The sequence below is a fragment of the Glycomyces amatae genome (assembly GCF_020991375.1).
GTDB lineage: Bacteria > Actinomycetota > Actinomycetes > Mycobacteriales > Micromonosporaceae > Glycomyces > Glycomyces amatae.
Genome location: NZ_JAJLQZ010000025.1, coordinates 60,282 through 66,521, shown reverse-complemented (window position 1 = coordinate 66,521; position 6,240 = coordinate 60,282). Strand labels below are relative to the sequence as shown.

The window sequence follows — 6,240 nt, the reverse complement described above, 5'->3', positions numbered from 1 at the left end:
CCCGAATACCCTGAAAACCTGCGCCTCTCCCGAGCACGCCGACAGACCCGAACCTCCCGCACGTGTCCTGTGAGCGAACCCCGCCCCGCCCCCGCTGTCACACCCCCGAGGCAGCCTTGAGGCCGGGGGACACCGCGAATCGAATGATGCTCACCTAAGACTGCGTCGCCGGACGCTCCATGTCGTACCTCCGAGGCGGCCTTGAGGCCGGGGGCGCCTGTGCATTGAGCATCGCTCACGAAAGCGCCCGGCGCCTCACTCCCGGTCCACCTCTCACTCCCGGCCCGTGTCGGGGTGGATCGCCAGGAACAGTGAGTACGGCTTCGCCCCGGGCCTCGACTCCCAGCCGTTCACCTCGTCGAACAGGGCCTTGAACCGCTGGTTCAGCATCCCGTACTGCTCCTCGTCGAGGCGCAGGCCGAGCCTGCTGACGTTGACCTGCGCCGGATTCGCCTGCGCCACCTCGGTGCGGAAGACGTCCATCATCGCCGTCGTCATGTCCGACCAGAACTCCTCGCCGAGCCGCAGCGCCCACGACTTCCGCGTCGCCAGGTACGGGATCTCCCGCGCGCCCCGCGCGCCCACCCGTTCCTGCTGCGCCGCAAGGAATCCCGTGTCGACGAGCTTGCGCACGTGGTGCAGCACCGTGGCCGGGTTCGCGCCGAGCCGCTGGGCGATCTCCTTGTTCGTCAGCGCCTGGTCCAGGCACAGCCGCAGGATCCGCAGCCGCACCGCCGAGGCCAACGCCTTCGCCTCGCCCTCGGATGCCAGCGGTCGGTCGTCCTTGAAGCCGTCTACCTCACGCTCGTCTGCCACATCCTCATCTTAGGGCGTGTGGCGGCACTCTCACACGATTACCGATTGACTTTTCCCAACTGATTGGCAATACTCAATCGCATGATCTCCCTCGGGGACCCCGGTCCCGTCGAGCCCGAGCGCCGCGACCGCCTCGGCCTCCTGCGCGACCACGACTTCCGCGGCCTGTTCCTCTCGACCACCGTGGCCCAGTTCGGCTACCAGATCACCTCCCTCGCACTGCCGCTCGCGGCCGTCATCGCACTCGACGTGAGCGAGTTCGAGGTCGGCGTGCTCTCCTCGATGAGCATGATCGCGTTCCTGCTCATCGGCCTCCCCGCGGGCGCGTGGATCGACCGGATGCGCCGCCGCCGGGTCCTCATCGTCAGCGACGTCGTGCGCGCGGCCGTGCTGCTCACCGTCCCCCTCGCCTGGTGGGCCGACACCCTCACCATCTGGCACCTGTACGCCGTCGCCCTGACCATCGGCGTCTTCACCGTCTTCTTCGACGTCTCCTACCAGAGCTATCTGCCGCACCTGGTCGGCCGCGCGAAGCTCGTGGAGGGCAACGCGAAGCTCGAGACCGTGCGCTCCACCGCGCAGCTCGGCGGCCCCGTGCTCGCCGGGCAGCTCATCGAATGGCTCACGGCCCCCGTCGCGATCGCCTTCGACGCGGTCGCCCTGGGCGCCTCCGCGCTGTTCCTGGTGCGCATCCGCCGCCGCGAACCCAAACCCGAGGTCGCCCACGGCGCCAAGATCACCCGCGAGATCAAGGAGGGCCTCGCGTTCGTCCTCGGCAACCGCCTCCTCGCCTCGATCGTGGCCTGCACCGGCTGGTTCAACCTCTGGATGGGCGCGTTCATGGCGATGATCGTGGTCTTCCTGCCCCGCGAGCTCGGCATGACGCCCGGCGAGATCGGCGCCCTGTTCGCCGTCTTCGGCATCGGCGGCGTCGTCGGCGCGTTCATCACCCGGCCCGTGACCGCCCGGCTCGGCGAGGGCCGCGCCGTGTGGATCTCGATCCTCGCCAGCTCGCCCTGGCTCCTCCTCGTCCCGGCGGCCGAGCCGGGCTGGCGCATCTGGGTCGGCGCGGTCGGCATGGCCCTGGTGGGCATGGGGTCGGTCGTCTACAACGTCAACCAGGTGAGCTTCCGCCAGCGCCTGACCCCCGACAACATGCTGGGCCGCATGAACGCCACGGTGCGCTTCATCGTCTTCGGGGTCTACGCGGTCGGCTCCCTCGTCGGCGGCGCGTTCGGCGAGCTGCTCGGTGCCCGGACGTCGCTGTGGATCGCCGCGATCGGATGCAGCCTCGCGTTCCTGCCGGTCTTCTTGTCGCCCCTGCGCAACATGCGCGACCTGCCGAACCCCGAACACGAGGAGGTCCGGGCCGCGATCTAAATCTCCGCGAGCTCCAGCGAGAGCGCCTCATAGGTCGGCCCCAGCTCGCGCAGCGCGGCGGCCGCCCCGGCCGCCCGGCCGTTCACGAGGTCGTACTGGAGCCCGCCCACCAGCCGGGCCTGCCTGGCGGCGATTGCCGATGCCTCGTCGGCGCCTGCCGCCGCCAGGCAGGCCCCCGCGTCGTTCAGCCGCCGGGCGCCGACCTGGACCGCGAACTGCACCAGCTGGTTCCGCATCCCCTCGTCCAGCCCCTTCTCGACCATCGCGGCCAGGCGCTCGGCGGCCTCGCGGTTCGCAAGCGTCCCTTCGGTCACGGGGAACCCGTGCTCGCCGCGCAGCCAGGCGGTCCACGCGGGCGCGCTCGCCCGGACCGCCTCGACCGCCGCCGCCTCGCGGACGCGGACGAATCCGCGCCGGGACGTGTACGACTCCCCGTACAGCAGCGTGTCGGTCCGCCACGCTTCGAGGAACTGACCGACCGGGACGGTCGCGAACGGGAACCCGGCCGGGTCGTGGAAGCGGACCAGGCCGCCCTCGACGCCGAGGACGACCACGAAGTGGTCGGCCCCGAACGGCGTCCCGCGGTTCGGCGCGTGGGTGAGCAGGCCCATCTCGACGGGCCCGACGAGCAGCGGATCGGCCGGGCCCGCCGCCCGGAGCCGGTCGGCGGCGGCCTCCGGCGTCCCGCCCGACTCGCGGACGCACTCCCATCCGAGCGCGGCGCAGGCGGCGTCGAGCCCGATGTCGCCGTCCCAGCCGGCGGGGTCGAAGAAGGGCGTGTTCCCGTCGAACAGCTGCATCCCGAAGGGGGACCCGGTGAGCACTTCGATGAACGCGGGCCCGGGCGAATCGGGGCCGAGCGCCATCGACAGCGAGTTGGCGTAGCAGTAGTGGCCTGAACCGTTGTAGGGCAGGAACATCGCAGCCTCCAGAAATATGCGGAGCGGTTCTGGAGGACACTACGTTTTTCAATTTTTCAGTGCAATGGGGACGAAATTCGGATCACACCGCGCGTCGTTCAGCCGAACTCGTCGAAGGCGGGGGAGTAGGTGTAGACCCCGCGCAGTCCGCTCCGCCAGGCGGTGAGGGGCCGGATCTGGAAGTACGGGCCCCAGTTCGGGTCCGGCGCTTCGACGCCGTGCTCTGAGGCCGCGACGAAACCGAAGCGGCCGTAGTACACCGGGCTGCCGAGGAGGACGATCGCCGGCTCGTCCCGCGCCTCGGCGGCGGCGATCGCCGCGTGCATGAGCGCCGAGCCGATCCCCTTGCCGTGCAGGGCGGGGTCGACCCCGATCGGGCCGAGCCCGAGGATCCGTTCCCCCGCGAGGCGGCCGTAGGTGGCGACCACGTGGCCGACCGGTCGGTCGTCGGCCTCGGCCACGAGTGAGTAGGCGGGTTCCCAGTCGCCGCTGGTGCGCAGGGCGTCCACGAGGTCGGCCTCGTGGCCGGAGGAGTGCTCGGCGGCGGCGAAGGCGGCGTCGTGGAGGGCGTGGACGAGCGGGGCGTCGGCCTCGGTCTCGCGTCGGATCACGGTCATCGCCAGAGTATCGGCGCAAACGTGCCGCGGCGCAACGGAATTGCCCCGCAAGGACGCGGTCGGGCGGCGGAGCGGCCCCGCTCGAGGGGATGCCGGGCGGGGCCGTAGTGCGGTTCAAGGGTGCGGGCGGGACTCGAAACGCCCTGCCGCAGGGGGGCGAGGTGCGGGGCCGCCGGGGGATGAACGATCGCGACAGGCCCTGCGGCATGCCCCTGCCGCAACCGCTCGGCCGGTCACGCTTCGCGGGAGCGCGGCGGGGCCGCGCTTTCCCGACCGACCCGTCCGGCGCCGGTCCGCGCTCGGCGCTGGCCCGGCCGGCCTCGCGGTCGCGGCCGGGCCTCGCTATGCCACGCGGGCGAGTTCGCGCTCGCGCACCGCGGCGACCTTGAGCTGGAGCAGGCCCGCGACGACCACGAGGACCATCGTCGCGTAGTGGACGCTCAGCGCGATGGCGACGCTGCCGCCGTTGACGAGGATGAGCGTGCCGTCGCCCAGCGGGATGAGTGCCTCGCACAGCAGCGCCCAGCCGAGCGCGCGGCGCTGGCCCAGGGCCAGGAGCGTGAGCGGCAGGACGCCGCTGACGATGTCGCGCACGCCCTTCACCGTCAGGAACTGGGCCTCCTCGCCGGTGGGCGACGCGTCGAATCCGAAGCCCGCCGCCTGGCCGGCGGGGTCGAGGAGGAAGGACGCGCCGATGTAGATGATGCCGAGGGCGACGATGAAGGTGAGGACGTCGGCGGTGATCCTGCGGGCCATGAGGGACTCCTTAGTCGAACTAGAAGATCTAGCGTTGCTAGTAATGAGAGCGACCGTAACATAGCCCTGCTCGATTGTCTAGCGGTGCTAGTATCGTGTTCATGGCTACACAGCAGCGCCGAGAACGAGAACGGGCCCAGCGGGAAGCGCTCATCGTCAGCGCCGCCCGCGACATGGCCGAGGCCGACGGCTGGGCCTCGGTGACGGTCCGCAGGCTCGCCGAGCGCATCGAGTACAGCCAGCCGGTCCTCTACAGCCACTTCGCCGGCCGCGGCGCGATCGTGGACGCGGTGGCCCTCCAGGGCGCCGCCGAACTCGCCGAGGCCCTCGAGCGGGCCCGGACCGGCGCCGAGGAGGGCGAGGAGCTCGAGGCCGTCGCCCAGGCCTACCTCGACTTCGCCGCCGCCAACCCCGCGCTCTTCGAGGCCATGTTCGCGCTCGCGGAAGGGCTGGAGTTCGGCCCGAACGCGCCCGACGTGCTCAAGGCCGGGTTCGCGCAGCTGTACGCCGTCTTCGCGCCGCTGGCGGGGGACCGGGACCCCGAGACGCTCACCGAGACCGGCTGGGCGGCCCTGCACGGCCTCGCCGTCCTGGGCCGGGACGGCCGCCTGCGCCCCGGCCTCCAGCAGGACCGGCTGGCGATCCTGCTGCGCCAGTTCGTCAACGGCTGACAACGGAAGCGGAGAACCCGCCGGAGCGCCGGGATTCTCGTGGTCCTCCGCACCCGCCGGTCACGTCTCCGCCCGCCCGCGGGTCAGTACAGTTGACCGACGTTTCCATGAAGGCGGGACCGATGATCGACGACTTCCCAGTGCAGCGCTTCGAGGAGCACCGCGACCACCTGCGGGCCGTGGCGTTCCGGATGCTCGGCAGCGCCGCCGAGGCGGACGACGCCGTCCAGGAGGCCTGGATGCGCTTCGCCCGCGCCGACACCGCCGGCGTCGACAACCTGCGCGGCTGGCTCACCACCGTCGTCTCCCGCGTCTGCCTCAACCTCCTGCGCTCGCGCCGCACCCGCCGCGAGGACGCCCTCGACGCCGAACCGCCGCAGACGGCCGCCCCCGCCGGAGACGACCCCGAGGCCGCCGCGGTCATGGCCGACTCGGTCGGCCTCGCCCTCCAAGTGGTCCTCGACTCCCTCAACCCCGCCGAGCGCCTCGCGTTCGTGCTGCACGACCTCTTCAGCGTCCCCTTCGACCGCATCGCCCCGATCCTCGACCGCACCCCCGAGGCCGCCCGCCAGCTCGCCAGCCGCGCCCGCCGCCGCGTCCGCTCCGGGGAGCCCGCCCCGGACGCGAAACGACAGAAGGGCGTGGTCGACGCGTTCCTCGCCGCCGCCCGCGAAGGCCGCTTCGAGGACCTGCTCGCCGTGCTCGACCCCGACATCGTCGTGGTCGCCGACGAGGAGGCCGCGGCGACCGGGTTCGGCGGCCGCGAGGTCATCGGCGCCAAGGCCGTCGCGGAGCTGTTCAACGGCCAGGCGAAGCAGGCGGTCGCGGTCCTCGTGGACGGCACGGCCGGCGCGATGTGGGCCCCGGGCGGCAAGCCGCGCTCGGTGCTGGCCTTCACGGTGGTCGGCGGCAAGGTGGCCGCCATCGACATCGTGAACGACCCGGCCGCCATCGCGGCCCTGGACCTCGCGGACTTCGACTGAGCGGCGGCGACTCGAACCGGACCCGGCCGCGACGCGACCGCCCCCACGAAGCGCGACTCCGCGCCGCCCCCGGGCGACGGGCGGTCCCGCGCAGACC

Annotated in this window: 7 protein-coding genes; 3 read left to right on the top strand and 4 right to left on the bottom strand. The window is 72.1% G+C overall.

Annotation, left to right across the window (positions count from 1 at the left end; genetic code table 11):
• Positions 1 to 273: 273 nt before the first annotated feature.
• Positions 274 to 816, bottom strand: coding sequence for an ArsR/SmtB family transcription factor (locus tag LO763_RS25200; RefSeq protein WP_230790550.1), 543 nt, complete (start codon positions 814 to 816; stop codon positions 274 to 276).
• A gap of 81 nt (positions 817 to 897) precedes the next feature.
• On the opposite strand from LO763_RS25200, the gene LO763_RS25195 reads away from it, so the two are divergent.
• Positions 898 to 2,196, top strand: coding sequence for an MFS transporter (locus LO763_RS25195; RefSeq protein ID WP_230790548.1), 1,299 nt, complete (start codon positions 898 to 900; stop codon positions 2,194 to 2,196).
• Here LO763_RS25195 and LO763_RS25190 read toward each other — a convergent pair.
• The 3 genes from LO763_RS25190 to LO763_RS25180 all read right to left on the bottom strand — a co-directional run bounded on the left by LO763_RS25190 (position 2,193) and on the right by LO763_RS25180 (position 4,489).
• A complete protein-coding gene (locus tag LO763_RS25190) occupies positions 2,193 to 3,116 on the bottom strand; it encodes a YobF C-terminal domain-containing protein (protein ID WP_230790546.1) in 924 nt (307 codons plus the stop codon). The two genes, LO763_RS25195 and LO763_RS25190, sit on opposite strands and share 4 nt — an antisense overlap.
• A 98-nt stretch (positions 3,117 to 3,214) precedes the next feature.
• Complete coding sequence (locus tag LO763_RS25185; protein WP_230790544.1) at positions 3,215 to 3,733, bottom strand: GNAT family N-acetyltransferase; 519 nt, start codon at positions 3,731 to 3,733, stop codon at positions 3,215 to 3,217.
• Positions 3,734 to 4,075: 342 nt separating this feature from the next.
• Entirely contained in the window at positions 4,076 to 4,489 is a 414-nt protein-coding gene (locus LO763_RS25180) for a DUF4267 domain-containing protein (RefSeq protein ID WP_230790542.1), read from the bottom strand.
• Positions 4,490 to 4,590: 101 nt separating this feature from the next.
• On the opposite strand from LO763_RS25180, the gene LO763_RS25175 reads away from it, so the two are divergent.
• Both LO763_RS25175 and LO763_RS25170 read left to right on the top strand, forming a co-directional pair.
• Positions 4,591 to 5,160, top strand: coding sequence for a TetR/AcrR family transcriptional regulator (locus LO763_RS25175; protein ID WP_230790540.1), 570 nt, complete (start codon positions 4,591 to 4,593; stop codon positions 5,158 to 5,160).
• Between the two features lie 122 nt (positions 5,161 to 5,282).
• The gene (locus LO763_RS25170; RefSeq protein ID WP_230790538.1) at positions 5,283 to 6,143 is read left to right on the top strand and encodes a sigma-70 family RNA polymerase sigma factor; all 861 of its coding nucleotides are present in this window, start codon (positions 5,283 to 5,285) and stop codon (positions 6,141 to 6,143) included.
• The last annotated feature ends 97 nt before the right edge of the window (positions 6,144 to 6,240 follow it).